The sequence below is a fragment of the Mycobacterium bohemicum DSM 44277 genome, assembly GCF_001053185.1.
Classification (GTDB): Bacteria; Actinomycetota; Actinomycetes; order Mycobacteriales; family Mycobacteriaceae; genus Mycobacterium; species Mycobacterium bohemicum.
In genome coordinates this window covers 409,010-434,237 of the sequence record NZ_CSTD01000001.1, presented here as the reverse complement: position 1 = coordinate 434,237, position 25,228 = coordinate 409,010, and the positions used below count along the sequence as shown (strand labels likewise).

24 protein-coding genes, 1 tRNA gene and 2 pseudogenes are annotated in these 25,228 nt (G+C 68.5%); 9 read left to right on the top strand and 18 right to left on the bottom strand.

Features of this window, described 5'->3' with window-relative positions; genetic code table 11:
- Positions 1-38: 38 nt before the first annotated feature.
- From hisG to metH, 3 genes are read right to left on the bottom strand one after another with little or no spacing between them, the layout of a single operon-like run.
- On the bottom strand, positions 39-884 hold the full coding sequence (gene hisG, locus BN971_RS02150; RefSeq protein ID WP_085178813.1) for an ATP phosphoribosyltransferase: 846 nt from the start codon (positions 882-884) through the stop codon (positions 39-41).
- Between the two features lie 2 nt (positions 885-886).
- Complete coding sequence (locus tag BN971_RS02145) at positions 887-1,168, bottom strand: phosphoribosyl-ATP diphosphatase (RefSeq protein ID WP_085178814.1); 282 nt, start codon at positions 1,166-1,168, stop codon at positions 887-889.
- A 60-nt stretch (positions 1,169-1,228) separates the two neighbouring features.
- On the bottom strand, positions 1,229-4,897 hold the full coding sequence (gene metH, locus BN971_RS02140) for a methionine synthase (protein WP_245836449.1): 3,669 nt from the start codon (positions 4,895-4,897) through the stop codon (positions 1,229-1,231).
- 511 nt (positions 4,898-5,408) lie between these two features.
- Between metH and BN971_RS02135 the strand changes: the two genes are divergently transcribed.
- On the top strand, positions 5,409-6,299 hold the full coding sequence (locus BN971_RS02135) for a PAC2 family protein (protein WP_085178816.1): 891 nt from the start codon (positions 5,409-5,411) through the stop codon (positions 6,297-6,299).
- A 12-nt stretch (positions 6,300-6,311) separates the two neighbouring features.
- On the opposite strand, the gene BN971_RS02130 is transcribed toward BN971_RS02135, so the two are convergent.
- The 7 genes from BN971_RS02130 to BN971_RS02100 form a co-directional block, all read right to left on the bottom strand.
- Positions 6,312-7,196 carry an SDR family oxidoreductase gene (locus tag BN971_RS02130; protein WP_085178817.1) on the bottom strand — a complete coding sequence of 295 codons (885 nt, stop codon included), beginning with the start codon at positions 7,194-7,196 and terminating at the stop codon, positions 6,312-6,314.
- Between the two features lie 25 nt (positions 7,197-7,221).
- Entirely contained in the window at positions 7,222-8,466 is a 1,245-nt protein-coding gene (gene mshC, locus BN971_RS02125; RefSeq protein WP_085178818.1) for a cysteine--1-D-myo-inosityl 2-amino-2-deoxy-alpha-D-glucopyranoside ligase, read from the bottom strand.
- 18 nt (positions 8,467-8,484) lie between these two features.
- Positions 8,485-9,276: a 3'(2'),5'-bisphosphate nucleotidase CysQ gene (locus BN971_RS02120; protein WP_085178829.1), complete on the bottom strand. Its 792-nt coding sequence runs from the start codon at positions 9,274-9,276 to the stop codon at positions 8,485-8,487.
- A 52-nt stretch (positions 9,277-9,328) separates the two neighbouring features.
- Positions 9,329-10,153 (bottom strand): SCO1664 family protein, encoded by an 825-nt coding sequence (locus BN971_RS02115; RefSeq protein WP_085178819.1) that lies wholly within the window; start codon positions 10,151-10,153, stop codon positions 9,329-9,331.
- Positions 10,137-10,724 (bottom strand): DUF3090 domain-containing protein, encoded by a 588-nt coding sequence (locus BN971_RS02110; RefSeq protein ID WP_085178820.1) that lies wholly within the window; start codon positions 10,722-10,724, stop codon positions 10,137-10,139. Before BN971_RS02110 ends, BN971_RS02115 begins: the two co-directional genes overlap by 17 nt.
- Positions 10,725-10,798: 74 nt before the next feature.
- Positions 10,799-11,575: a histidine phosphatase family protein gene (locus BN971_RS02105; protein WP_085178821.1), complete on the bottom strand. Its 777-nt coding sequence runs from the start codon at positions 11,573-11,575 to the stop codon at positions 10,799-10,801.
- 72 nt (positions 11,576-11,647) lie between these two features.
- A complete protein-coding gene (locus tag BN971_RS02100; RefSeq protein ID WP_085178822.1) occupies positions 11,648-11,950 on the bottom strand; it encodes a hypothetical protein in 303 nt (100 codons plus the stop codon).
- Between the two features lie 20 nt (positions 11,951-11,970).
- Between BN971_RS02100 and BN971_RS24885 the strand changes: the two genes are divergently transcribed.
- The 4 genes from BN971_RS24885 to BN971_RS02085 are packed head-to-tail and all read left to right on the top strand — an operon-like array spanning position 11,971 to position 14,460.
- The gene (locus BN971_RS24885) at positions 11,971-12,111 is read left to right on the top strand and encodes a hypothetical protein (protein WP_169718526.1); all 141 of its coding nucleotides are present in this window, start codon (positions 11,971-11,973) and stop codon (positions 12,109-12,111) included.
- Entirely contained in the window at positions 12,108-13,127 is a 1,020-nt protein-coding gene (locus BN971_RS02095; RefSeq protein ID WP_085178823.1) for a YncE family protein, read from the top strand. The genes BN971_RS24885 and BN971_RS02095 overlap by 4 nt, the downstream gene beginning before the upstream one ends.
- A gap of 47 nt (positions 13,128-13,174) precedes the next feature.
- Positions 13,175-13,381 carry a DUF5703 family protein gene (locus tag BN971_RS02090; RefSeq protein ID WP_276011477.1) on the top strand — a complete coding sequence of 69 codons (207 nt, stop codon included), beginning with the start codon at positions 13,175-13,177 and terminating at the stop codon, positions 13,379-13,381.
- Positions 13,382-13,401: 20 nt separating this feature from the next.
- Complete coding sequence (locus BN971_RS02085) at positions 13,402-14,460, top strand: quinone-dependent dihydroorotate dehydrogenase (RefSeq protein ID WP_169718527.1); 1,059 nt, start codon at positions 13,402-13,404, stop codon at positions 14,458-14,460.
- Here BN971_RS02085 and BN971_RS02080 read toward each other — a convergent pair.
- Positions 14,457-14,816, bottom strand: a pseudogene (locus BN971_RS02080) (HNH endonuclease signature motif containing protein); the annotation flags it as partial. The gene BN971_RS02085 and the pseudogene BN971_RS02080 overlap by 4 nt on opposite strands.
- A gap of 355 nt (positions 14,817-15,171) precedes the next feature.
- Here BN971_RS02080 and BN971_RS02075 point away from each other — a divergent pair.
- Genes BN971_RS02075 through BN971_RS02065 form a run of 3 tightly spaced genes read left to right on the top strand, consistent with a single transcriptional unit; the run spans position 15,172 to position 17,164 of the window.
- Positions 15,172-15,426 carry a type II toxin-antitoxin system Phd/YefM family antitoxin gene (locus BN971_RS02075; protein WP_085178826.1) on the top strand — a complete coding sequence of 85 codons (255 nt, stop codon included), beginning with the start codon at positions 15,172-15,174 and terminating at the stop codon, positions 15,424-15,426.
- Positions 15,423-15,662 carry a type II toxin-antitoxin system RelE family toxin gene (locus BN971_RS02070; protein ID WP_085178827.1) on the top strand — a complete coding sequence of 80 codons (240 nt, stop codon included), beginning with the start codon at positions 15,423-15,425 and terminating at the stop codon, positions 15,660-15,662. The genes BN971_RS02075 and BN971_RS02070 overlap by 4 nt, the downstream gene beginning before the upstream one ends.
- Entirely contained in the window at positions 15,659-17,164 is a 1,506-nt protein-coding gene (locus tag BN971_RS02065; protein WP_139027026.1) for a tetratricopeptide repeat protein, read from the top strand. Before BN971_RS02070 ends, BN971_RS02065 begins: the two co-directional genes overlap by 4 nt.
- Positions 17,165-17,573: 409 nt before the next feature.
- Here the strand turns inward: BN971_RS02065 and BN971_RS26835 are convergent, their stop codons facing one another.
- The 6 genes and pseudogenes from BN971_RS26835 to BN971_RS02035 all read right to left on the bottom strand — a co-directional run bounded on the left by BN971_RS26835 (position 17,574) and on the right by BN971_RS02035 (position 23,250).
- Positions 17,574-17,798 (bottom strand): DUF2742 domain-containing protein, encoded by a 225-nt coding sequence (locus BN971_RS26835; RefSeq protein WP_487348990.1) that lies wholly within the window; start codon positions 17,796-17,798, stop codon positions 17,574-17,576.
- A gap of 351 nt (positions 17,799-18,149) precedes the next feature.
- The gene (locus BN971_RS02055) at positions 18,150-18,356 is read right to left on the bottom strand and encodes a hypothetical protein (RefSeq protein ID WP_090349984.1); all 207 of its coding nucleotides are present in this window, start codon (positions 18,354-18,356) and stop codon (positions 18,150-18,152) included.
- A 234-nt stretch (positions 18,357-18,590) separates the two neighbouring features.
- On the bottom strand, positions 18,591-20,105 hold the full coding sequence (locus BN971_RS02050) for a recombinase family protein (protein ID WP_245836481.1): 1,515 nt from the start codon (positions 20,103-20,105) through the stop codon (positions 18,591-18,593).
- A 39-nt stretch (positions 20,106-20,144) separates the two neighbouring features.
- Positions 20,145-21,218, bottom strand: a pseudogene (locus BN971_RS02045) (13E12 repeat family protein); the annotation flags it as partial.
- 50 nt (positions 21,219-21,268) lie between these two features.
- On the bottom strand, positions 21,269-21,799 hold the full coding sequence (locus tag BN971_RS02040) for a YbhB/YbcL family Raf kinase inhibitor-like protein (RefSeq protein WP_085179057.1): 531 nt from the start codon (positions 21,797-21,799) through the stop codon (positions 21,269-21,271).
- Between the two features lie 41 nt (positions 21,800-21,840).
- On the bottom strand, positions 21,841-23,250 hold the full coding sequence (locus BN971_RS02035) for a M20/M25/M40 family metallo-hydrolase (RefSeq protein ID WP_085179056.1): 1,410 nt from the start codon (positions 23,248-23,250) through the stop codon (positions 21,841-21,843).
- A 109-nt stretch (positions 23,251-23,359) separates the two neighbouring features.
- Here BN971_RS02035 and BN971_RS02030 point away from each other — a divergent pair.
- Positions 23,360-23,445: transfer RNA gene (locus BN971_RS02030), tRNA-Leu, on the top strand.
- On the opposite strand, the gene BN971_RS02025 is transcribed toward BN971_RS02030, so the two are convergent.
- Positions 23,427-25,073 carry a recombinase family protein gene (locus BN971_RS02025; RefSeq protein WP_073875681.1) on the bottom strand — a complete coding sequence of 549 codons (1,647 nt, stop codon included), beginning with the start codon at positions 25,071-25,073 and terminating at the stop codon, positions 23,427-23,429. The two genes, BN971_RS02030 and BN971_RS02025, sit on opposite strands and share 19 nt — an antisense overlap.
- Positions 25,074-25,228: the final 155 nt, after the last annotated feature.

Genomic DNA, 25,228 nt, shown 5'->3' with positions numbered 1-25,228 from the left:
GGACGCTAACACAACGGCGCCCGCAACGCGCCGGTCGATCAGAACCGGCAGAACCTGATGTCGGACGCCAGGATCGCCTTGGCGCCGATGGCGGCCAGCTCGTCCATGATCTCGTTGACGCCGCGGCGGGGCACCAGCGCGCGGATCGCGACCCAGTCCGGGTCGGCGAGCGGGGCGATGGTCGGCGACTCCAGCCCCGGCGTGATCGAGGTCGCCTTGTCCAGTACCGCGCGGGGACAGTCGTAATCGAGCATCAGGTACTGCTGGCCGAAGACGACGCCCTGCACGCGGGCCACCAGCTGATCGCCCGCCGCGCCGGCCTCGTGATCGACGCGCTCGATCAGCACCGCCTCCGAATCACACAGCGGGTCGCCGAACGCCACCAGGTCGTGCAAACTCAGCGTGCGTCCCGACCCCACCACGTCGGCGATGGCGTCCGCCACCCCAAGTTGCACCGAGATCTCCACGGCGCCGTCGAGCCTGATCACCGTCGCCCCGATCCCCCGTTGCGCCAAGTCTTTTCGCACCAGATTGGGGTAGGCCGTGGCGATGCGTTTCCCGGCCAGGTCGGCCGTCGTCCAATGCCGGTCGGCCGGGCCGGCGTAGCGGAAACTCGACGAGCCGAAACCCAGGGCGAGGCGCTCGCGCACCGGCGCGCTGGAGTCCAGCACCAGGTCGCGGCCGGTGATGCCGAAGTCGAGCTCTCCCGAACCCACATAGATGGCAATGTCTTTGGGCCGCAGAAAGAAGAACTCCACCTGGTTGACGGGGTCGATGACCGTCAGGTCCTTGGGGTCGGTGCGGCGCCGGTAGCCCGCCTCCGCGAGGATCTCGGTGGCCGGCTCGCTCAGCGCGCCCTTGTTGGGTACCGCGACCCGCAACATGCTCAGAGCTTCCGGTAGACGTCGTCGAGGGACAGCCCGCGCGCGATCATCAGCACCTGCGTCCAGTACAGCAACTGGCTGATCTCCTCGGCCAGGGCCTCGTCGGGCTCGTGCTCTGCGGCCAGCCACACCTCGCCGGCCTCCTCCAGGACCTTCTTGCCCAGCCCGTGTACGCCGCCGTCCAGCGCGGCGACCGTCGCGCTGCCGGCGGGCCGGGTGCGGGCACGCTCGCCGAGTTCGGCGAACAGATCCTCGAAGGTCTTCACGGCGAGCGATTGTTCCATGTGGTGACAAGCAAAGTCACGGCGGTTTCCGCCGCACCGCCGGGCCGGAGGAACGGGGGCTCAGTCCTCCGGGTTGTAGCCGAGGTTGGGGGCGAGCCAGCGCTCGGCTTCGGCCAGGGTCCAGCCTTTGCGCCGGGCGTAGTCGGCGACCTGGTCCTGGGCCATCCGGCCGATCACGAAGTACTGCGATTGGGGGTGCGAGTAATACCAGCCGCTGACGGCGGCACCGGGCCACATCGCCATCGACTCGGTCAGCTCGATGCCGGTGCGCTCCTTGACGTCGAGCAACTTCCAGAGCGTCGCCTTCTCGGTGTGCTCGGGGCAGGCCGGGTATCCGGGGGCGGGACGGATTCCCCGGTACTTCTCGCCGATCAGCGCCTCGTTGTCCAGCTGCTCGTCGGGCTGGAATCCCCAGAACTCCTTGCGGACCCGCTGGTGCATGCGCTCGGCGAATGCCTCCGCCAGCCGGTCGGCGAGCGACTCCAGCAGGATCGCGCTGTAGTCGTCATGGTCCGCCTTGAACTCCGCGATCTTTTCCTGGCACCCGAGCCCGGCGGTGACGGCGAAGGCGCCGATGTAGTCCCGGAGACCCGTTTCTTTGGGCGCGATGTAGTCGCCGAGGCACCGGTTCGGGATGCCGTCGCGATGCTCGCCCTGCTGGCGCAGGTTGTGCAGCGTGGTCAGCACCTCGGTGCGGGTGTCGTCGGTGTAGACCTCGATGTCGTCACCGACCGCGTTCGCCGGGAAGAACCCGATCACGCCGTTGGCGGTCAGCCACTTCTCCTTGATCAGGGTGTCCAGCATCTCCTGAGCGTCCTCGTACAGCTTGCGGGCGGCCTCGCCCGAGGCCGGGTTGTTGAGGATGTCGGGAAAGCGGCCCTTCATCTCCCAGGCGTTGAAGAAGGGCTGCCAGTCGATGTACTCGCGCAGCTCCGCGAGGTCGTAGTCCTGAAATTCCCGTATTGCCGCACCTATCGCCGGCACCGGCGGCGTGTAACCCTCCCACTCGACCGGCGTCCGGTTCGCGCGGGCCTTTTCCAGGGTCAGCATCGGTCGCTCGTTCTTCTGCGAGTGCCGTTCCCGCAGCGACGCGTAGTCCTTCTCGGTGGCCTCCAGCAGGGCCGGCCGCTGCTTGTCGTCGAGCAGCGCGGCGGCGACCGGCACCGAGCGCGACGCGTCCTTGACCCAGACGACCGGACCGCTGCGGCGCGGTGCCACCTTCACGGCCGTGTGGGCGCGCGAGGTGGTGGCGCCACCGATCAGCAGCGGGATCGCAAGCCCCTCGCGTTCCATCTCGGCGGCGAAGTTGACCATCTCGTCCAGGGACGGGGTGATCAGGCCGGACAGCCCGATGATGTCGGCGTCGTGCTCCTTCGCCGCGTCGAGAATCTTCTGGGCGGGCACCATCACACCGAGGTCGATCACTTCAAAGTTGTTGCACTGCAGGACGACCCCGACGATGTTCTTGCCGATGTCGTGCACGTCGCCCTTGACGGTCGCCATGATGATGGTGCCGTTGGTGTCTTTCTTCGCAGCCTCGCCGGGCAGGGGCTGTTCCTTCTCCGCCTCGATGTAGGGCAGCAGGTACGCGACGGCCTTCTTCATCACCCGGGCCGACTTCACGACCTGCGGCAGGAACATCTTGCCCGAGCCGAAGAGATCACCGACGACGTTCATGCCGTCCATCAGCGGGCCCTCGATCACCTCGATCGGGCGGCCACCCGCTTCGGCGATCTCGGCCCGCAACTCCTCGGTGTCGGCGTCGACGTGGGCGTCGATGCCCTTGACCAGCGCGTGCGTGATCCGTTCGCGGACCGGCAGGCTGCGCCACTCGGCCGCCTTCGGGTCTTCGGTCTTCTCCGAGCTGTTGAACCGTTCGGCGATCTCCAGCAGTCTCTCGGCCGCGTCCGCGCGACGGTTCAGCACGACGTCCTCGATGCGTTCCCGCAGCTCGGGATCGATCGAGTCGTAGGGCACCAGCGCACCGGCGTTGACGATGCCCATGTCCAGGCCGGCCTTGATGGCGTGGTAGAGGAACACCGCGTGGATCGCCTCGCGGACCGGGTTGTTGCCCCGGAACGAGAACGACACGTTCGAGATTCCGCCGGAGATGTGCACCGCGGGCAGGTTCTCTTTGATCCAGGCGCAGGCCTCGATGAAGTCGATCCCGTAGGTCGCGTGCTCCTCGATCCCGGTCGCCAGCGCGAAGCAGTTCGGGTCGAAGATGATGTCCTCGGGCGGGAAGCCGACCTCTTCGGTCAGGATCCGGTAGGCGCGAGCGCAGATCTCCTTGCGGCGCTCCAGGTTGTCGGCCTGCCCTTGCTCGTCGAAGGCCATCACGACGACGGCGGCGCCGTACTTGCGGCACAGCCGTGCCTCGCGGACGAACTTCTCCTCGCCCTCCTTCATGGAGATCGAGTTGACGATCGGCTTGCCCTGCACGTTCTTCAGGCCCGCCTCGATGACCTCCCACTTGGAGGAGTCGATCATCACCGGGACGCGGCTGATGTCGGGCTCGGCCGCGACCAGCTTGGTGAACCGGTCCATCGCGGCGACGCCGTCGATCATGCCCTCGTCCATGTTGATGTCGATGACCTGCGCGCCGACCTCGACCTGCTGCAGGGCGACCGACAGCGCGCTGTCGTAGTCCTCGGCCTTGATCAGGTTGCGGAACCGGGCGGAGCCGGTGATGTTGGTGCGCTCACCGATGTTCACGAACAGGGAGTCGTCGGTGATGTTGAGCGGCTCCAGGCCGGCGAGCCGGGTGGCCACCGGGATCTCCGGCACCTCGCGCGGCGGCCTGCCCTCGACGACCTTGGCGATCTCGGCGATGTGCGGCGGGGCCGTCCCGCAACACCCGCCGACCAGGTTGACCAGGCCGGCCTCGGCGAAATCGGCGATGTAGCTCGCCTGGCGCTCGGGGGACTCGTCGTATTCGCCGAAGGCGTTGGGCAGGCCGGCGTTCGGGTAGCAGGAGACGAAGGTGTCCGCGATCCGGGACATCTCGGCGATGTACGGCCTCATCTCCGGCGCGCCCAGGGCGCAGTTGAGGCCCACCGCGAGCGGCCTGGCGTGCCTGATCGAGTTCCAGAACGCTTCGGTGACCTGACCGGACAACGTCCGCCCGGACGCGTCGGTGATGGTGCCCGAGATGATCACCGGCCAGCGGCGCCCGCGCTCCTCGAACAGCGTCTCGATGGCGAACACCGCCGCCTTGGCGTTCAGCGAGTCGAAGATCGTCTCGACGATGAGGAGGTCGGCACCACCGTCGACCAGGCCGTTGGCGGCTTCCAGGTAGGCGGCGACCAGCTGGTCGTAGGAGACGTTGCGGGCCCCCGGGTCGTTGACGTCCGGCGAGATCGACGCGGTCCGCGTCGTCGGCCCGATCGCGCCGGCGACGTAGCGGGGCTTCTCGGGGGTGCTGTATTCGTCCGCCGCCTTGCGGGCCAGGGCGGCGCCGGCGTGGTTCAGCTCGTAGCTCAGGTCCGCCATGTCGTAGTCGGAGAGCGAGATCGCGTTCGAGTTGAACGTGTTGGTCTCGACGATGTCGGCGCCCGCCTCGAGGTACTCGCGGTGGATCCCCTCGATGATCTGCGGCTGCGTCAGGGTGAGCAGGTCGTTGTTGCCCTGCAGCGCGGTCGGCCACTCCGTGAACCGGTCGCCGCGGTAGCCGGCCTCGTCCGGGCGGTCCCGCTGGATCGCCGTGCCCATCGCGCCGTCGATCACCATGATCCGGCGGCGCAGCTCAGCCGTCAGTTCGTCGGTGCAGTCGGGGCGGATGTTCGGTGCGAAGTTGGTCTCAGCGGAGCTCACGCGCGTTCCTTCCGTTACGGAAGGCGTCCTTGACTCTGCCGAGCGTGGCGGATACCGATGGGGACCGGTCCCCCCCGATAACCGTTGCAACGCCTCTCGACGGTGAAAAGTCTACGGCGTCACCCGACGTGTGGACGCCCAAGTCGACTCGACCCGCTTGGCGCTCGCGGTGCCCTCGAGCGCATGGTTCGCGGATCTCGTCGGCGATGTAGTCGTTACCAAGGTTAACCAGTTCGCACCCGGACGTATTTCGTCGCGACCGACCACCACCCGAGGCGCCGGGCTGTGGAGAATGTCCGTGTCGTGGCGGTGTTCGGTCGCGGCGGTCACCCCACAAGGATAGTGGTCCTATGGAATCCGCCCAGCGGCTTGCGGGGGTCTGACAGCTGCACCACGAAGGGCTGGCGCGAAGCCGTACGCTGATTCTGTGACCCGCCCCGATGGCCCCCTCTTTGGAAAAGCCGCGCTGCCCGAATTGCACAACACCATCGTCGTGGCGGCGTTCGAGGGCTGGAACGACGCCGGCGACGCGGCCAGCGACGCGCTCGAACACCTCGAGGCGATCTGGGAAGCCGACCCGATCGTCGAGATCGACGACGAGGCGTATTACGACTACCAGGTCAACCGCCCGGTGATCCGCCAGGTCGACGGGGTGACGCGGGAGCTGGTGTGGCCGGCGATGCGGATTTCGCACTGCCGGCCCCCGGGCAGCGACCGCGACGTGGTGCTGATGCACGGGGTCGAGCCCAACATGCGCTGGCGGACGTTCTGCGCGGAGTTGGTGGCGATCGCCGACAAGCTCAACGCCGACACCGTCGTGATCCTCGGGGCCCTGCTCGCGGACACCCCGCACACCCGGCCGGTGCCGGTGTCGGGCGCGGCGTACTCCCCCGAGTCCGCCAAGCGCTTCGGCCTGCAGGAAACCCGCTACGAGGGCCCGACCGGCATCGCCGGGGTGTTCCAGGACGCCTGCGTGGCGGCCGGGATCCCGGCGGTGACGTTCTGGGCCGCGGTGCCGCACTACGTGTCGCACCCGCCGAACCCCAAGGCGACGGTCGCCCTGCTGCGCCGGGTCGAGGACGTGCTCGACGTCGAGGTCCCGCTGGCTGATCTGCCGGCCCAGGCCGAGGAGTGGGAGCAGACGATCACCGAGATGGCCGGCGAGGACGAGGACCTGGCCGAGTACGTGACATCGCTGGAGCAGCGCGGCGACGCCGAGTTGGACGTGAACGAGGCGCTGGGCAAGATCGACGGCGACGCGCTGGCCGCCGAGTTCGAGCGCTACCTGCGCCGCCGGCGGCCCGGTTTCGGGCTGTAAGACCCCGGCCGGTCAGCCCGCCGGGCGGCCCAGCGATTGGGTGTATGCGCTGGTGCAGCGGCCCAGCGCGGCGACTTCGGCGTCCATTCGGGGCACCAGCTCGGCGGCGTGCCGCAGGACCGGGAATTCGCCGATCGGGGTGGACAGCAGGGGCTTGAGCCACCGGAAGAGACCCACCCAGCCCGGCGAGTAGACGCGACGCGCGCGGCCCTCGATTCCCTTGACGAACGCGTCGGCGCAGGCGTCGACCGTGGTGGTGGTGCTCAACGGCCAGGGCAGCTTGGTCAGCAGTTCGGCGAACGAGGGCAGGTCGCTCTTGGTGTCGCGGACGAGCGCGGTGTCGATCCACGACATGTGCGCCGAGCCGACACTGACGCCGCGGTGGGCCACCTCCAGCCGCAGCGAGTTCGCGAGGATCTCGACCGCGGCCTTGGATGCGTTGTACGGCCCCAGCCCCGGGGCCGCCGCGTACGCCGCCAGCGACGACACGACCAGCACGTAGCCCCGACGGTCGATGATTGCCGGCAACGCGGCCCGGACGGTGTGGAAGACGCCGAGCACGTCGACCTCGAGGACCCGCTTGAACGCCTCGGGGTCGACCTGCAGCAGCGACCCGTAGCTGGCGATGCCGGCGTTGGCCACCACGACGTCGATGCCGCCGAATCGGTCTACGGCCTGCGCGGCGGCGGACTCCATGGCGGGCAGGTCGCGCACGTCGGCGACGACGGTCAGCACCCGGTCGTCGCCGAGTTCGCCGGCGAGCTCGTTCAGCTCGGCCTCACCGAGATCGGTCAGCACGAGCCGGGCGCCCCGCTCATGCAGCCGGCGGGCCACCTCGGCCCCGATTCCGCGGGCGCCACCGGTGATGAAAACAACTTTGTCCTGCACTGACGTCATGGCCGACAAGGTACTCGCGCCGTGACTACAGGTACACCCCGAGGAGCGCGTCGACCGCCGCGGCCACCGCCGCCGGCGCCGCGCCGTCGTGGCCGCCGTATTCGAGCGCGTCGGTGGCCCAGCCGTCCAACGCCGCAATCGCTTTCGGGGTGTCGAGGTCGTCGGCCAGGTAGCGGCGCACGCGGGCGATGACGTCCGCGGCGTCGGGGCCGGCCGGCAGCGCGGTCGCGGTGCGCCAGCGCCGCAGCCGGGCGATCGCGTCGTCGAGCACCTGCCGGCTCCAGAATCGGTCCGCCCGGTAATGCCCGGCCAGCAGCCCCAGCCGCACGGCCGCCGGCTCGACGCCCTGCGCGCGCAGCTCGGACACCAGGACAAGGTTCCCGCGGCTCTTGGACATCTTGTGGCCGTCCCAGCCGATCATCCCGGCGTGCACGTAGTGCCGGGCGAATCGCCGCTCGCCGCGGACGCATTCGGCGTGCGCGGCGGTGAATTCGTGGTGCGGGAAGATCAGGTCCGCCCCGCCGCCCTGAATGTCCAGGCCGCTGCCGATGCGGCTGAGCGCGATGGCCGCGCACTCCACGTGCCAGCCGGGCCGCCCGGCGCCGAACGGCGACGGCCAGCTGGGCTCGCCCGGGCGCGCGGCCCGCCACAGCAGGGCGTCGAGCTCGTCGGACTTGCCCGGCCTTCCGGGGTCACCGCCCCGCTCCTGGAACAGCCGCAGCATGGTTTCGCGGTCGTAGCCGGACTCGTAGCCGAACTGCGGGGTCGCGTCCGCGCGGAAGTAGACGTCCGGGTATTCCGCGACGTCGGGGTCCAGGACGTAGGCGGCCCCGGACGCCAGCATCTTCTCGACGAGCTCGATGACCTCGGCGATCGCCTCGGTGGCCCCGACGTATTCGCGGGGCGGCAGGACCCGCAGCGCCGCCATGTCCTCGCGGAACAGCGCGACCTCCCGGTCGCCCAGCGCCCGCCAGTCGATCCCGTCCCGCTCGGCGCGTTCCAGCAGCGGGTCGTCGACGTCGGTGACGTTCTGCACGTAGTGCACGGCGTGGCCCAGGTCGAGCAACTGGCGGTGGATGAGGTCGAACGTCAGGTAGGTGGCCGCGTGCCCCAGGTGCGTCGCGTCATACGGGGTGATCCCGCAGACGTACATGGTCGCGGTCGAGCCGGGCGCGACCGGGCGCACCTGGCGGTCGGAGGTGTCGTACAGCCGTAGTTCCGGGCCGCGGCCCGGCAGCACCGGAACCTCTGCGGATGCCCACGACTGCATGGCAACGACTTTAGGAGATCAGCGGTAGGCGCTGTGGATGGCGTCGAGCAGGATGGGCGCCAGCTCGGCGCGGCACATCACGAAGTCGGGCAGGTACGGGTCGGGCTGGTTGTACCGCAACGGCGACCCGTCGAGCCGGGAGGCGTGCATGCCGGCGGCCATCACGACCCCGGCCGGAGCCGCCGAGTCCCACTCCCACTGGCCGCCGGCGTGCACGTAGGCGTCGACGTGGCCGTCGATCATGGCCATCGCCTTGGCGCCCGCCGACCCGATCGCCACCGGCTGGATGGGCAGCGTGTGCCGAATGCGGTACAAGACCGCGGGCGGCCGGGTGGCACTGACGGCGATCCGGATGGGGCTGTGGATTCCGACGCGGGCGGCGTCGGCGGTGACGGTGTCGCTGCGGTAGACCATGTTGCCGCGCGCCGGCAGCGACACCGCCGCGTCGGTGATCTCCCGCGTGCTCGCGGTCGGGCCGTCGGTTGGGCTATCGGTCGGACGCTGCCACAGCGCGACGTGCACCGCCCAGTCGTCGCGCCCGGGGGTGGAGAACTCGCGGGTGCCGTCCAGCGGGTCGATGATCCACACCCGGTCGTGCCTGAGCCGGGCCAGGTCGTCGTAGGCCTCTTCGCTGAGCACCGCGTCACCGGGCCGTTCGGCGCGCAGTCGCCGCAGGATCAGCTCGTTGGCCAGGCTGTCTCCCGCGTCGCCGAGCGCCCAGGGATGCCCGAAGCCCATCTCCTCGCGGACCTTGAGCAGCAACTCGCCCGCGTCGGCTGCCAGATCCGCGGCCAGGGCGGCGTCGGTCATGCCGTCGGTCGCGGGGTTCACCGCCTCAGTATCGCCGACGACCGGGCGCCAGTCAGAAGGCCGGCCATGGGATCGGGCGATGCCGGTTCGGTCCGGGCATCACCGGGTTGTCCAGCAGCGCGCACGCGCGCATGCGCAGCGCGGCGATCTCCGCCGTGGTGATCTGCTCGGCCAGCTCTTCGGCGAAGGAGCCGGTCAGGGCGTCGGCGAGGTCGGCGACGGCCGCCAGGGTCTTGCCGTCGACCGGCTTGCCGGCCCAGCCCCACAGCACCGTGCGCAGCTTGTTCTCCACGTGCAGGCACACGCCGTGGTCGACGCCGTAGATGTGGCCCTCGAGGTCGCGCAGGACGTGGCCGCCCTTGCGGTCGGCGTTGTTGACCAGCACGTCGAACACCGCCATCCGCCATAACCGAATGTCGTCGGCGTGCATCAGCATGACCTCGTCGCCGGCGTAGTCGTAGGCACGCAGCACCGGCAGATAACCCGGCACGCGCTTGCCGGCGGGAAACAGGTCGACGAGGTCCGGCCCGGGTGCGGGATCGGAGTCCGCCGCATCGCCGGGCTGGTCGACCCACAGCTGCAGCATCCCCGGGCCCGCCGGGCCGTGACGAATGATGGTGTGGGGCACGATGTTCCAGCCCAGCTGCCGCGAAATCAGGTACGCGGAGACCTCGCGGCCGGCCAGGGTTCCGTCGGGAAAGTCCCACAGCGGCTGCTCGCCGGAGACCGGCTTGTAGACGCAGTGCACGGTGTCCTCGCCTAGCGTGGCCTCGCACAAGAAGGTGGCGTTGCTGGCCGAGCGGATCCGTCCCAGGATCGTCAACTCGCCGTCCAGCAGCACCGCCTGGCGATCGTGCCCGCTACTCGGTGGGGTCATCGTTGGACCCCAGGAGCGCGCTGCGCCGGTAGCCGTTGGTGCGCGCGCAGATGTGGCCATCGGGGTCCAGCGGTTCCTCACACAGCGGGCAGGGCGGGCGTCCCGCCGAGATGACGCGGGTGGAGCGCATGGCGAACTGCCGCGCCGACTCCGGCGTCAGGAACACCCGGACCGCGTCGGGCCCCTCCTCGGTGTCGTCGAGCACCACCGACGCGTCGAACTCGGCGTCGGTGACCGCCAGCAATTCGACCACCACGGTCTGCGCCTCGGAGTCCCAGCCCAGGCCCATCGTGCCAACCCGGAACTCGGCGTCGACGGGCGTGACCAACGGGCTCAGGTCGTCGATCTCGGCGGGCTCGGGCGGCACCGGCGTCCCGAACCGGCGGTTGACCTCCAGCAGCAACGCGTCGATGCGTTCGGCGAGCACGGCGACTTGTTGCTTCTCCAATACCACTGAGACCACGCGCGAATCGTGTACCGCCTGGATGTAGAAGGTCCGGTTGCCGGGCTGGCCGACGGTCCCGGCCACGAAACGGTCGGGTGTGCGGAAGACATGGATTGCGCGAGGCATGACACTTCCAAAATACCGGCTGATGCGTCCGCAGTGCGATCCGATCGCTACGCGATCGCCGTGGGTGCGGCCGCTCAGTCCGGGGTGCCCCCGATTACCGCGTCGCTCGACGGCACCGCGACCGGCTCCGCGCCGGAATCGGACGTGGCGTCGCGCGCCTTCGAGTCACCGTCCGAATCCCCCGAGGCCGCGTCCTTGGGCGCCTCCTTGGGCGGCGGCCCGGCCCGCAGCGCGGCCGACAGCCGCCCGCCGGTGTGGTTGACGTGCAACACGAATGGCCGCAGTTCGGTGTACCGGATCACGCTGACCGACGCCGGGTCGGCGGTGACGCGCTGAAAACCGTCCAGGTGAATGCCGTACGCGTCGGCGATCACCGACTTGATGACGTCGCCGTGGGTGCAGGCCACCCACAGCGCGTCGCCGTCGTGTTCCTGGGCCAGCCGCCGGTCGTGTTCGCGCACGGCGGACACCGCGCGGGCCTGCACCTGCGCCAGCCCCTCGCCGCCCGGGAACAACGCGGCGCTGGGATGGGCCTGCACGACCCGCCACAGCGGCTCGCCGGTCAGATCGCCGATCTTGCGGCCCGTCCAGTCGCCGTAGTCGACTTCGGCGAGCCGCTCGTCGATCAGCGGTTCCAGGCAGAGCAGTTCGGCGAGCGGCTCCAGCGTGCGCCGGCAGCGCAGCAGCGGCGAACTGATCAGCGCCCGGATCGGCAGGTCACCGATCCGGTCGATCAACCCGGTGGCCTGTTCGCGGCCCCTCTCGTCGAGGTCGACGCCCTCCGCGCGGCCCGCCAGGACGCCGGCGGTGTTCGAGGTGGACCGGCCGTGCCGTAACAGGATGACGGTCATGTCAGCGGAACCGCAGTCACGAGGACGACCGTACCCGGTGGCCGCGACCACCACCGGCCGTGACGGGTGTGACTAGCGCGGCAGCGACACCGCGTGCGCGACCATGTCCCGAACCGCCGCGGTCAGGCTGCGCTCGTCGGTGAGGTCGATGTTCACCAGGTTGCGCGCCCCCCTGGCGACGACGTCCTCGGCCTGCGGAACGAGGGCGGCGAGACGCGGTCGGTAAACCTCGACGACCAGGGATCCGTGCTCGATGTGGAAGGAAAAACTGCGCCCATCACCAACTTGGCCGTACCCGCTGGCGAAGATTCCCGTCGACAGGTCTTCGACAGCAAACTCGTCAGGTACGGTATGCCGGTCCACGATGACGGTCATGACGCGACGATACCTCCCCGGTGACGGTCGCCGTGGGCGACATGGCCATATTGGGTGCGAAACCGTTCCCTAATATCGGGATTCCGTCCGTTTACACAGGGGAAAATAATTGCTGGCTCGGCAAGCTGAGCGGAAACGGCCTGATCGTCGCCGCTGGGTGATCGCGCTTCTTTTGCTGGGCGCGCTCGCCGGATGCTCGTCGAATCCACTCACAGGCGCCCCGCCCACGATCGAACCGGCCCGGCCGGCCGTGGCCCCGCCGCCGTCTCAACCCCCGGCCGGTGCGGTGTTGCCCCTGGCCGGCGCGGCGTCGGCCGCGGTGTTCGACGACAAAACCCGCCAATTGGCAGTCCTGGTGCCGGGCGCCGACCCGTCGTCGAACGCTTCGGTCACCGTCTTCGGCGGCCCGCAGGTGCCGCCGCGCGTAATCGCCCTGCCGGGTCCGGCCACCGCGCTGGCCGATGACGGCCGGGGCACGGCCTACCTGTCGACCCGGGGCGGCTACTTCGTGGTCGACCTGGCCGGCGGCCACACCGCGACGGTGAGCGTCTCGCAGGCCCCGGAAGTGCAATTCACCGCCGTCGCCCGGCGCGCCGACGGAAAGCTGGTGCTCGGCAGCGCCGACGGGGCCGTGTATCTGCTGGCCGCCCGGCCGCCGGAGAGCGCCGGCACCGCGGCCGTCGCCGCCCGGAAGAAGATCTTCGCGCGCGTCGATTCCCTTGTGACCCAGAACAATACGACGGTTGTGCTGGACCGCGGGCAAACGTCGGTCACGACGATCGGCGCCGACGGCCGCGTCGAGCAGGCGCTGCGCGCCGGCGAAGGCGCCACGACCCTGGCCGCCGACCCGCTGGGCGTCGTCCTGGCCGCCGACACCCGCGGCGGCCAACTGCTGGTCTACGGCGTCGACCCGCTCATGTTGCGGCAGGCCTATCCGGTGCGGGAGGCGCCCTATGGGCTGGCCGGGTCCCGCGAGTTGGCCTGGGTAACCCAGACCGCTTCGAATATGGTGGTTGGTTACGATCTGTCCACCGGAATTCCCGTCGAAAAGGTGCGATACCCGACCGTGCAGCAACCGAACTCACTGGCCTTCGACGACACGTCAGGCACCTTGTACGTGGTGTCGGGGTCGGGCGCAGGGGTCCAGGTGATCGAGCACGCGGCGGGCGCCCGGTGACCGCCGCCCCCCGGTGGAGCCGGCTGCCCGCGGGGTGGGAGGCCGAGATGTCGGACGACTACGAGTGGGTGCCGTTGCGCCTGCCGCCCGAGGTGACGCGCGTCAGCGCCTCGATCCGGTTGTCCATCGAGGCCGAGTACCGGGGCTGGGAGCTGACCCGAGTGCGGCTGTACAACGACGGCAGCAGACGGGTGTTGTTGCGGCGCAAGAAGACTCGCATGGACAGTCGGCTGCCCGACCAACCCGAACTGTGACACCCGCCCCCCGGCACCCGGTGTACGCCCTGCTGCGCCGGCTGTTCTTCCTGGTGCCGCCCGAGCGCATCCACACGCTGGTGTTCGCCGCGCTGCGCGGCGTCACGGCGGTCGCCCCGGTGGGGAACCTGCTGCACAGGCGGCTCGGTCCGACCGACCCCGCGCTCGCCAGCACGGTGTTCGGCGTGCGTTTCCCGGGACCGCTCGGGCTGGCCGCCGGCTTCGACAAGGACGGTTTGGGCCTGCACACCTGGGGTGCGTTGGGCTTCGGGTATGCCGAAGTCGGCACGGTCACCGCGCGCCCGCAGGCCGGCAACCCGGCGCCGCGGATGTTCCGGCTGCCGGCCGATCGCGCGCTGTTGAACCGGATGGGTTTCAACAACCTCGGGGCGGGCGCGCTGGCGATCCGGCTCGCCCGTCACCGCCCCGACGTGCCGGTCGGGGTCAACATCGGCAAGACCAAGACGACACCGCCCGAGGGGGCCGCCGATGACTATGGGGCGAGCGCCCGGCTCGTCGGTCCCCTGGCCTCGTACCTGGTGGTCAACGTCAGTTCGCCGAACACGCCCGGGCTGCGCGACCTGCAGGCGGTCGAGTCCCTGCGGCCGATCCTGTCGGCCGTCCGCTCCCAGACGTCCACGCCGGTGCTGGTGAAAATCGCGCCGGACCTCGCCGATTCCGACGTCGACGCCATCGCGGACCTGGCCGTCGAGCTGGGCCTGGCGGGCATCGTGGCCACCAACACCACGATCTCGCGCGACGGCCTGATCACGCCCGGCGTCGACCGCCTGGGGCCCGGCGGCATTTCCGGGCCGCCGGTGGCGCGCCGCGCCGTCGAGGTGCTGCGGCGGCTCTACGGCCGCGTCGGTGATCGCCTGGTGCTGATCAGCGTGGGGGGCATCGAAACCGCCGACGACGCGTGGGAGCGGATCACCGCCGGCGCGTCGCTGCTGCAGGGCTACACCGGCTTCGTCTACGGGGGCGGTATGTGGCCCAAGCACATTCACGACGGCATCGCCCGCCGTCTGCGCGACGGCGGCTTCGCCTCGCTCACCGACGCGGTCGGGTCGGCGGCCTAAGCCGCCCCCTCGGCTTCGGCTTCGGTTTCGTCTTCAGCTTCCGCTTCGGTTTCGGCTTCGGCTTCGGCTTCGGCTTCGGCTTCGCCCGCGAGATGTTTCTCGGGGTGATGGAAGGTGTTGACGCGCGGCTGTCCGCGGTCGAGGTGCGGCGGTGGGATCCACTCGGTATCGCCGCGGGCGTTCTTTCGGGTGGTCCAGCCGCCGGGGCCGACCAGCGCGTGGTCGGCGCCGCAGGCCAGCGCCAGGTTGTCGGCGTCGGTGGGCCGCGTGCTCGCCCAGTCCTGGACATGGTGAACTTCGCACCAGTAGCCCGGCGCGGTGCAGCCGGGGCGCGAGCAGCCGCGGTCCTTGGAATGAAACCATTGGTTATACATATCTGCGTGAGCTGCGGAAACCCAGCCTACGGCGCATGATGGCCCCTGAATCTCACGCGATCCCTGAACCTTGCACGGCAACACCCGCAAGGTTCAGGGTTATCCCGGGGGTTTTCGGTTGCGGTGCACCACATTCCGGCCGCTCTGCCGCATCCACACGACCGCAGACACCTCGTTGCGGCTGAACTCGGCCGCTGCAGCGTTCGTGGCCCGACCCCGGGCGGGACGGCTTCCGGCCAGGTCGGCGCGCTGGTAGATTCAAAACTTTACGTAGTTCCGTACGTCTTCTTTACCTTTGGATCTTGCAAAACGTACAGAAATCTGTACATTCTTGGGCATGGACACGCAGGAGCTCAAATCCGGAAATAACGCCCAAACCATGCCGCTGACCGAAGTCCGCGACAACATCAAGACCATCATCGACGAGGTCGTCGAGACAGCAACCGAATACACAATCACGCGGCACGGCAAGCCGGTTGCGGTGATCCTCTCCTTCGAGGAGTACGAATCGCTCGTGGAGACGCTGAACATCCTGAGCGACGACGACACCATGGCCGCAATCGCCGAAGGCGAGGCGGAGTTAGACGGATGACACGCAAGACCAAGCGGGCGTTGAAGGATCTCGAAGCGCTTCCGCCGGCTCTTCGACAGAAGGCCGAAACCCTGATCAAAAGCCTGGACGCCGAGCCGGACGTCGGACACAGACTCAAGGGCAAGCTGGAGGGCCTTCGATCTATCCGACTCGGCCGGACTCACCGCATCATTTATTCCAGCGCACCGCGCGTCGTGGTAATCACGGTTCGGGGAAGGAAGGACACCTATCGGTGAGTGACGAGTCATGGGGGGAGAAGAAGGATCGGTTGCTCTACGTGGCGTTGGCCGGGATGAGCGACGCGTGTGAAGCACCGCAACTAACACCCGCATGCCCCTTCTACCAGATTCACGAGGGTCGGCCCGTGTGCGCCGAGGAGTGCCGTGACATCTTGTCGGAGAACCTTCCTCCCACCGCTGTCCCCGCCACCCTTAGCCTCGGGGACGATCTGCAAGCGATACCTCGTCCCCGCCCTCGACGTGGGCCGCCCAAAGATGCCATCGCCTTCGACGCCCGGCAGGTCTACCTGAGGGAAAAGGGCGAACCCGTTGATAATTGGAGTGTTACGGCCCTTCTGGTGGGCCTGAAAGCGGAGTTCGCGCGCGCCGGACGTTCGTCGGAACCTCCCAGTCTGGAACGGGTGTTGGAGATACAGAAAGCACTTGAGCGCCACGGGATCGACTTCGATAAGGTGCTGCGCCACGGGATCGCCCCCACCATCCTCGCGGGGATACTTCGTCAGATCGACCGGTTCACGGCAGAGGACTCCGACTACCACGAGTGGCGGGTGCTGATTGAAGAGATGGGCCCCGACGGATTACTGACGTGGCTGTACACCGCACCCGTGGATCACTTGTTGACGCATCGCGTCGGCCAGTCCACGGACGAGCTGAAGACGAGGGTTGGCGAAATTCCGCGGCGCCGCGATCCAGACACCGTTTGGCTCGTCGAGCGGTTCACCGAAACTTACGTGGATCGATGGACAGCCGTGTCGTGGAGACAGGAGTACCGCTACTTGCATCTGGAGCGGAAAGGCTGCTGTCACCCCGGCATCATGCATGAGCGCGCGGTGGACGAGCAGCAAGTTGCCGGGTACCTGGCTGAAGTGGGCTGCCGCCACATCGATAGTCACGATGCTGAAGACATCTCCAATCGACCAATTAGTGTCGCGGAGTTCACCTCGATCGCGTTGAACGCCATCAACCGGGGAAGGCGGTCTGACGCCGCCGCCATGTATCGCTCGATCGGTTTAGTCCGACCCGACGACGGAAAAGTGGCCAATAACCTGGGCTTTTGTTTGATCCCGGATGACCCCGCAGAAGCGATGAAATGTTTCGAACGTGCCCTGGCATCACCACACCCTGACGTACCGCGGGCGATGACTCACCTCAATATGGCCCTCGCCCAGTACTTATCTGGTGATACTGACGCAGCGGTGAAGTCGATCGAAGATGCCAGATCATCGCCGCCCGAGGTGTCGTTGGCCCACCTGTGGGACCTCGAGTTGGCGCTTGGAGGCAATTGGGTGACCGTGCGCGTCGTTGAACTGATGAACTACGCGGATGCACTCGAGCGGTTCATCGCCTCCGGTTTCATCGATCGCACGACTCCCGGGGCTCAAGGCGCCATTGGCGCCCGCGGCCAGGACGACAGCGGACGCGATGACTTTGCAGGCGAACGCGAGCGCTCCTCGTTGGGTGGGCGTGCCAGCGAAGATTCGGGCAGCGACACCGAGTAAGCCGCGAACCCAAAAAACCGCCAGCTTTCCCCGTGTGACCCCCGAAATCCCCTACGCCATAACCAAACCCACCAAAAACCGCCCGTTTTCCCCGTTGGTGGGTAGATCAAAAACCTGAGAGCAGTCCGGAGGGCGCCCTCCAAAAAAATGGGGGGTGGCCGGCGTGGTTAGGGGTTGGGGCCGAAGAGGGCGGTGAGGGCGGGGGCGGGTGGGGGTGGTGTCGTGGTGTGGCGCGCTGTTGGCGGCGGTGGGCGTCGCGTCGGCGCCAGGGCTGGCCGCGGTTGCAGGAGCGGTGTTCGGGGCCCATGTAGCGGTCGCGGAGGGTGTCGTTTGGCCGTTGAGCTGCCACGGCGGCGGGGTGCCGCCCCATTCGCCGACCGCGTGTTCTTCGAGCTGGTCGTCGGGCGGCTCACTGAGGTGGTAGGTGGTCATGGGGCGCCCCCCGTGGGATGCGGGTGCTGGTGTTGCGTCGGTACACCGCGGCGCTGGTGGCCCACCAGTCGGCGGCGGAGGAAATCGCCTGGGAGGCATCGGCGTATGCCTGTTGGTTGCCCTCGATGCGGAGTGCCCAATGCTGCGCCGCGTCAAGCAGGGCCGCCCACTTCCGCACGTCGTCGGGCTCGAGCTGCACCACGCCCCTGACCCGACCATCGGCCAGCTGTCGACGTCCGCCAGGAACGGCGCGACGAAATCGTGCACGTGCCGCCAGGACACTACCTGGCCGCTAGAATGCGAGGCGGGGCTGTCTTCTTGGCGGGAGGCGGCATCGGTGTTGAAGGCGGTGGCCGGTCTTGGCGAGGACCGGCCTTCGTCGTCTCCGGGTGGCCATAGAGTTCGGGTCATCACTACCGATCCCGGAATAGCAGGCGCAGCCGGTCGCGTTGCCGGTCAGTCAATTCCGGCCAGCTGGCTGTGGTCGCTGCCACTGCGGTCCGCGCCTGCGGCGACAAGGCCAGCATCCACGGCTTCGCGGGCTTGTCGGCTGTCACGGCCGCGCCGCCGGCTTGAGTAGGTCAGCCAGCCGAGAACGCTGCTCGTCCAACAGGGGCGGCGACGCGGCAAGGGCCTGCTCGATGTAATCCGCGACCTTGGCCTCAGCCAGCTCGCGCCGCAGCTCGGTGTCGTCCTCGCCTGGGTGGTGGCGGTTCTGGGCCGCTTTGCGGGCCCGGGTCCGGGCCACACGCGGCGGCACGGCTTTAGTGAGGGGTTGGATTCCCGGCATGGGCTGCTCCGCAGAGGTCGGCTGAGCAAAGCGCCGGCTGTTGCGGGCCGTGCCTTGCTCCAACTCCCACCGCCCGGGGTGTCCCAGGCGGGCTCTCTTGCCGGAGAACGGGGCTCGGAGCCCCACTACCAAACTAGTCAAGCATGGCGCGGGTGCGCTGGCAATAAGGGAATGACACCGGTGTCATTTCCAGCCCGGGCGCGGTTATCGTTTCGGCTCGATGCGCACGAAGGCCGGGTCAAACACGGCGACGCGCTGGCCTTTAGGGATCGGCAGAATTGTCACCGTCGCGATCTCGTCGACGGCCTGGGCCCGCTCGGTGGGTGTCATGGCCTGCCAGCGTTCCCACATCTGGGCGCCCGCAGCGACCAGCGTGGCCGCGGGTGAGGTGCGGGTGGCCGCCGCAAGCTGGGTATCCACGTCGGCGATCCGCGCGGCGATGTCGGCGAGATCCGCGAAATACTCGGCCTCATCGAGGGCGCCCGCGTTGTAGGCGCGCCTCACACCGTCCTTCCGCGCCACCAGCGTCTGGCGGCGCACCGTCAAATCGTCCAGGTCGACGCCCTGATTCTCAAGGCGCAGCTGGGCTTTCGGCGCCGACAGGATATCGAGGATTTGCGCGGTCACGTAGTCGTCGAGGGCCGCGCCCTGGCGCAGCAGATGGGAGTGTGCCCGGCACACGTAGGCGCGGGTTTTGCGGTTGTTCTCGCGGCCTTTGGCGCTGCCGGGCATCGCCGCCTTCATCGTCGTCCCGTCACCGCAAATCCCGCACAAATACAACCCGCTGCCCATGTATTTGCGCTCAAATGACGTGCACTTCACCCGTTTTGGGTCGGACAGGTAGGCCACGAGCCCCCGATGGGTATCGGCGTCGATGAGGGGCGTCCAATCACCGGGGAAGGTGCGGCCGCGGTGCGTCTTCAAACCCGCATAGCGGGGGTTCACGAGCAGGCGGCGCACACTCGGGGCGCTCCACTTCCCCTCGATGACGAACTGCTTTTTGGAGTGCGGGTCGGTGTGCGTCTTGCCAGCCATGGTGGTTTTCAGCCCGGCCGCGTTCCACTCCCGCGCCACACCCTGAATGCTCTTGCCGCCCAACACATCCAGCGCCGCCTTGCGCACCGCCGAGGCCTCCGGTTCCAGCGGCACGCCGTGCAGCGTGTACCCGAACGCCCTGTTGGCCGTTTGCCACCTGCCTGATTGAGCTTTTTGGGTATTGGCGCGAATCCTGCGCTCGGACATGTGCTCTGACTCCTGACGTGCAACCGATCCCAAAATGCGGGCGACCATGCGGCCCGCGCTGGTGGACAAATCCAACTCGCCGCCCTGCACCGTGCGGATTGGCACGTCGTGCGGATCGGCGATGTCGATGAGGCGCTCGAGGTCTTTCATGGAGCGGTACAGCCGGTCGGTGTGCCAGCACGGCAGCACATCGAACTGGTGGTTCTTCATCCCGTCGAGCATGTCCTCGAAGCCGGGGCGCCGCTTCCCCGAGTAGGCGCTGGTGTCGTTGTCGACGTAGACCTGCGCGACGGCGAGGTTGAGCTGGGCGGCCAGCTCCCGGCAATCCTGCTCCTGGCGGGTGACGCCGAGACCATCCCCGCCGTTGCGGGGGGACGGGGGTGCGTCGTCGGATGGCTCCTCGCCGAGTTTAGCGGGGTCGTGGGAGATGCGCGCATAGATGGCCGCGCGCCGGCCGGCGGTGCTGGTGGTGGTCACCCAACCACCATACTATGCACAAGCCGCTGTTTCACCGGTGTACAACACAATTCGCTGCCCGGGCGACGCGATGCGCCTGGTGTGATGCAGCGCCACCGCTTTGGCCCCATCGAAGATCGCCAGGTAGTGGTGCGAATGGCGGGCCATGCGGATCACGTCGCTCATCGGGACCCGGGTGCCCCCGCCGGTCAGGCCGGTGCCGGCCGCGGCCTCGAGGTCCTTCAGGCTGACCGTGATGATGATGGTGGCCGGTAACCCGTTGTGCTGCCCCAGCTTTCCCGACGCCAGCAGCGCCCTCAGCGCGGCATTCAGCCCGTCGTGGTTGCGCTGGGCTGCGGTGCGGTTGTCACGCTCGGCGGTCTCGTCGTCGGGCGGGCCGTCGACGACCGGGGTGTCGTCGTCGGGATTGCACATGCCGGGGGTCGCGGTCTTGGCCAGCACGGCTTCGATGGTGGCGCGCGCTTCGGGGCTCAGCAGGGCCCGCAACTCGGACATGCCGTCGGGGCCCGGCCTGCCGAGCGTCAGGCCGCGGCGGCAGGCCCGGTCCTCGTCGGTGTAGTTCCCGTCGGGGTTGATGCAGTCGGCCAGACCGTCGGCGAACTCGGCGACCTCGTCGGGCCGGAACTGGCGGGCCACCTCGACCAGGTGCTTTTCGGCGCTTTCCCGCGTGCCGGCATCCACCCATGAGGGCAGCTGATTCAGGAACCGGCGGACGACCCGGACATGGCCGGCCCCGATGTCGCCGTCGCGTTCCGCTGCCGACGTCGCCGTCAGGAGCGGTGGGAGCGGTTCGCCGGTGAGCGCACGTCGCCGCCCCAGATCCGCCGCCTCGGCCACCCGCCGGCCCGCCTCCCCGCGGGTGATGCGCAGGCGGTCGGCGAGCACGTGCGGCAGCCTGCCACCCAGCTCCGCGGAATCCGCCTGCTCGGCGAGCTGATTGATCAACTGGTGGCCCGGGACCCGCAGTCGCCGGATCTCCCGCTCGAGGCGCTCCAGCAGCGCCAGCCGCTCAGGGCAGGTCAAAGCGTCGTACGCATGCCCGACGATCCGGGAGACGACGGCGCTCAGGGCGTCGAAGTCCTCCTTGATGGATTCGCGGCATATCGAACTCATGTTCGAATGCTATCGCCGGGCGCCGACAAGTTCCGCGGCCCGGAATGCCGTTACGTCTGCTCGTAGGTGGCGTGGATGACGGCGCGCGCGATGGCGTGCTGGAAGAGGTTGAAGCCGAGGAAGGCGGGGCTGGCGTCCTCGGTGAGGTCCAGCTTGTCGACGTCCACCGCGTGCACGGCAATGTAGTAGCGGTGCGGGCCGTGGCCGGGGGGCGGGGCCGCGCCGATGTAGCGCCGCATGCCGGCGTCGTTCACCAGAGTCTGGGCGCCGCCGGGCAGTTCGCGCCCGTCGCCCGCGCCGGCGGGTAGCTCGGTCACGTCGGCGGGCAGGTTGGCCACGGCCCAGTGCCAGAAGCCGGACGCCGTCGGGGCGTCGGGGTCGTACACCGTGACGGCGAAGCTGCGGGTCTCGGAGGGGAATCCCGACCAGCTCAGCTGCGGGCTGACGTCTTCCCCGCCTGCCCCCATGATCCCGCTGACCTGGGGCATGGCCAACGGCTGGCCGTCGGTGACCGATTCCGAGGTCAGCGTGAACGTCGGGAGCTGCGGCAGCGATGCGTACGGGTCGGGCGCGGTGGTCATCGGCGATCCTCTCGGGTCACGAGTCAGCAGTTCATTAAGACTCAGCAGTTCATTAAGAAGTGTGCCAGCACCTCGGTGCCGAACCTCAGCGCGTCGATGGGTACCCGCTCGTCGACGCCGTGGAACAACGCGCTGAAGTCCAGGTCCGGCGGCAACCGCAGCGGGCTGAAGCCGAAACACCGAATACCCAAGCGGGCGAAGGCTTTTGCGTCGGTACCGCCGGAGAGCATGTAGGGCACGGTGCGGGCGTCGGGGTCGAGCGTCAGGATCGCGGCGTTCATGGCGTCAACGAGGTCGCCGTCGAAGCTGGTCTCATATGACGGGAAGTCCTTGATCCACTCGCGCGAAACCCCGGGGCCGATCAGCTCGTCGACCTGGGCCTCGAACGCCTCTTTGCGCCCGGGCAGGATTCGGCAGTCCACCACGGCCTCGGCGGAGGCCGGCACGACGTTCGCCTTGTAGCCGGCCTTGAGCATCGTCGGGTTGGCCGTGTCGCGCAGCACCGCCGTCAGCATCCGCGCGGTCGGGCCGAGCTTTTCGATCGCCCCGACCAGGTCGTCGGAGTCGAGGTCGTAGGTGAGGCCGGTCTCCTCCCCGACGGCGGCCAGGAACTGGGACACGGTGTCGGTCAACACGAGCGGAAACCGGTGGCGGCCCAGCCGGGCGACCGCCTCGGCGACGGCGGTGACGGCGTTCTGGTCGTGCACCATCGAGCCGTGCCCCGCGGGACCGCGGGCGGTCAGCCGCATCCACGACAGCCCCTTCTCGGCTGTCTCGATGAGGTAGAGCCGCCGCTCGCCGCCGTCGCGGCGCGGCACGGTCAGCGTGAACCCGCCGACCTCCCCGATCGCCTCGGTGACGCCGTCGAACAAATCGGGCCGGTTGTCGACCAGCCACTGGGCCCCGTAGGTGCCGCCGTGCTCCTCGTCGGCCACGAAGGCGAACACCAGGTCGCGCGGCGGCGCGATGCCGGAGCGCTTCAACTGCCGCGCGACCACGATCATCATGCCGACCATGTCCTTCATGTCGACAGCGCCGCGACCCCAGACGAAGCCGTCCTCGACCGCGCCGGAGAACGGATGCACGCTCCATTCCGCCGGTTCGGCCGGCACCACGTCGAGGTGCCCGTGGATCAGCAGCGCGCCCCGCGACCTGTCTGCGCCGGGCAGGCGGACGAACACGTTGCCGCGGCCCGGCGCGCCCGACTCGACGTAGACCGGCTCGTAGCCGACCTCGGCGAGTTGCTCGGCGACCCACCGCGCGCACTCGGCCTCGCCCTGCGTCGTCTCCGGCTCGCCGGTGTTGGTGGTGTCGAACCGGATCAGGCTGCTGACGACCTCGACCACGTCATCTCCGGGGTTGGCGGGAATCTCGGCCCGGCCGCCTGCGTCGCCTGGCTCGCCTGCCTTGCCTGCCTCGCCTTCAGTGGTCACAACCCCCTTTCCTACCATTGGCGCGGCCGCGAGGCTCGGGATGGAACGGGCCGGCCGGATCGGGTCTAGGTTGGGTCAGCGCGGGCTGATCCGTTAGCCTTAGCTGCCAACCCATGCGGTTGGTGTTGTCCGAGTGGCGGAATGGCAGACGCGCTAGCTTGAGGTGCTAGTGCCCTACTAATGGGCGTGGGGGTTCAAGTCCCCCCTCGGACACATCCGGCGACACGACTTAAGTCGGCCGTCGCCTTGACTTGTCGCAGATGCGGATCGTAATCAAGGCGGAGCCCCAGGCTCGCGTACACCTCGGCGCGTTCCGCCCCGGTCGCCGCACCGAGCACGGCTGACAGCCCACCCAGTTCCTCGACCAATTCGCTGATCTGTGCCGCAGACATGACGCGGGGCCGCTCCGCTTGCTCAAGACGGGCCTTCAGCTCGTCGCGCTCGGCGGTGCGGCGACGCAATGCGGCGGTTAGGTCCTCCACGGCCACGCCGGACTCCACGGCGCTAACCAAAGCAGCAACCTTGGCATTCGCCTCGCGAAGCTGGCGCTGCAGGGCGGCGTAGCCAGTGCCGGCTGCCGGGTCCACATCCTGCCCGCGTGCGAGGTCTTCCGGATCGGCCAGGCTGGCGATCCATTCGTCAAGTCGCGCAGTCACCTCGTCTTCACGGAGATAGACGGTGCGCGGATGATCACTCAGGTCCACAGGTACAGAGCGCGACTTGCCCAGCTCACAACGGTAGAGAATGCGGGTCGTTCGTTTCCCGACGCGAGCGGCCCCCTGCATCCGCCGTCCACACGCGGCGCAGAACAACAGGCCGCGCAGCGCATACGGCACTGTCGATTCTCTGCTGCAAACGAGACCGGGACCACGCCGTGCCTGCGTCCGAAGGCGAACAGCCTGCACCAGTTCATCGGGAATCAGCGCTTCATGTGTGCGGCGATCTGGTGCGATCCAGTCGGCCTCATCACGCCACCGCATGCGAGTCTCATACCCCGCCGCGACATCGTCGGGGTTGACCAGGACCTCGTATTTCTCCTGCTTGCCCCAAACACGGATACCGCGGTACGCCGGGTTGTCGAGTATGGCGCGGATCGCCGAATGGGACCACCCTCGCGGGTCACGGTGACGATTCCGCACCGGGTCGTACTGGCTCGGTGACGGCACGCCATCGTCGGTGAGCTGTTGCGCGATGTAGCGCAGGCCCGCTCCGTCGGCGTACATGCGGTAGATCCGCTCGACAACCGAAGATGTCGCGGGGTCAGGTTCGAGGCGGTGAAGCCGCTGCCCAAGATTGGCCTTAGCAGGGTTTGGGTGCGGGCCGGCATCGACGAGCCGGTAACCGTAGGGTGGTCGACCACCGAGATATCTGGCCGTGTCCTGCGCAAGTGCCGACATCGCGGTACGGACGCGCATCTGGATTCGAGCGCGCTCTCCCTTGCTCATGCCACCGAACAGAGTCATCACCAGGTCGTGTGCCTCGGAGCCGGGATCAACCGCTCCGCCGACCTCGGGTACCCACAGGCCGACGCCGTAGTGCGTGAGGACAGGGAAGGTGAGCGCGAACTGCGGCCCGTAGAACGCACGGGCGGGTTCCCCGATCACTACAGCATCAAAGCTACGGTCCCGACAAGCGACATCAGCAAGGAGACGTGACGCCTCTGGCCTGCGCTTCCACGGCAGCGAACGGCTCTGTCCCACATCGAAGTAGTCAGCGGCGAGGACTCCGCCGTGCGGAGTGATCAAGTCCATGGCCCGCCGCTTCTGCCAGCTGCGGCTCGCCTCCGGATCTTGAGCGTCCTCCGTGCTCACTCGGCCATAGAAGGCGAACCTCAGACTCACCCCACTACCCTTCCTGATCCGAGCATCCGGTCCCGCACCGCCATTATCACGTGTACCAGCGCGCTGTTGGCCTCGCGCGACAGTCGATAGTGGTCGGGCAGGACAATTTCAACATCCCCCACTGACATCGTCGGCGCAGCGATTCGAGCGTCACC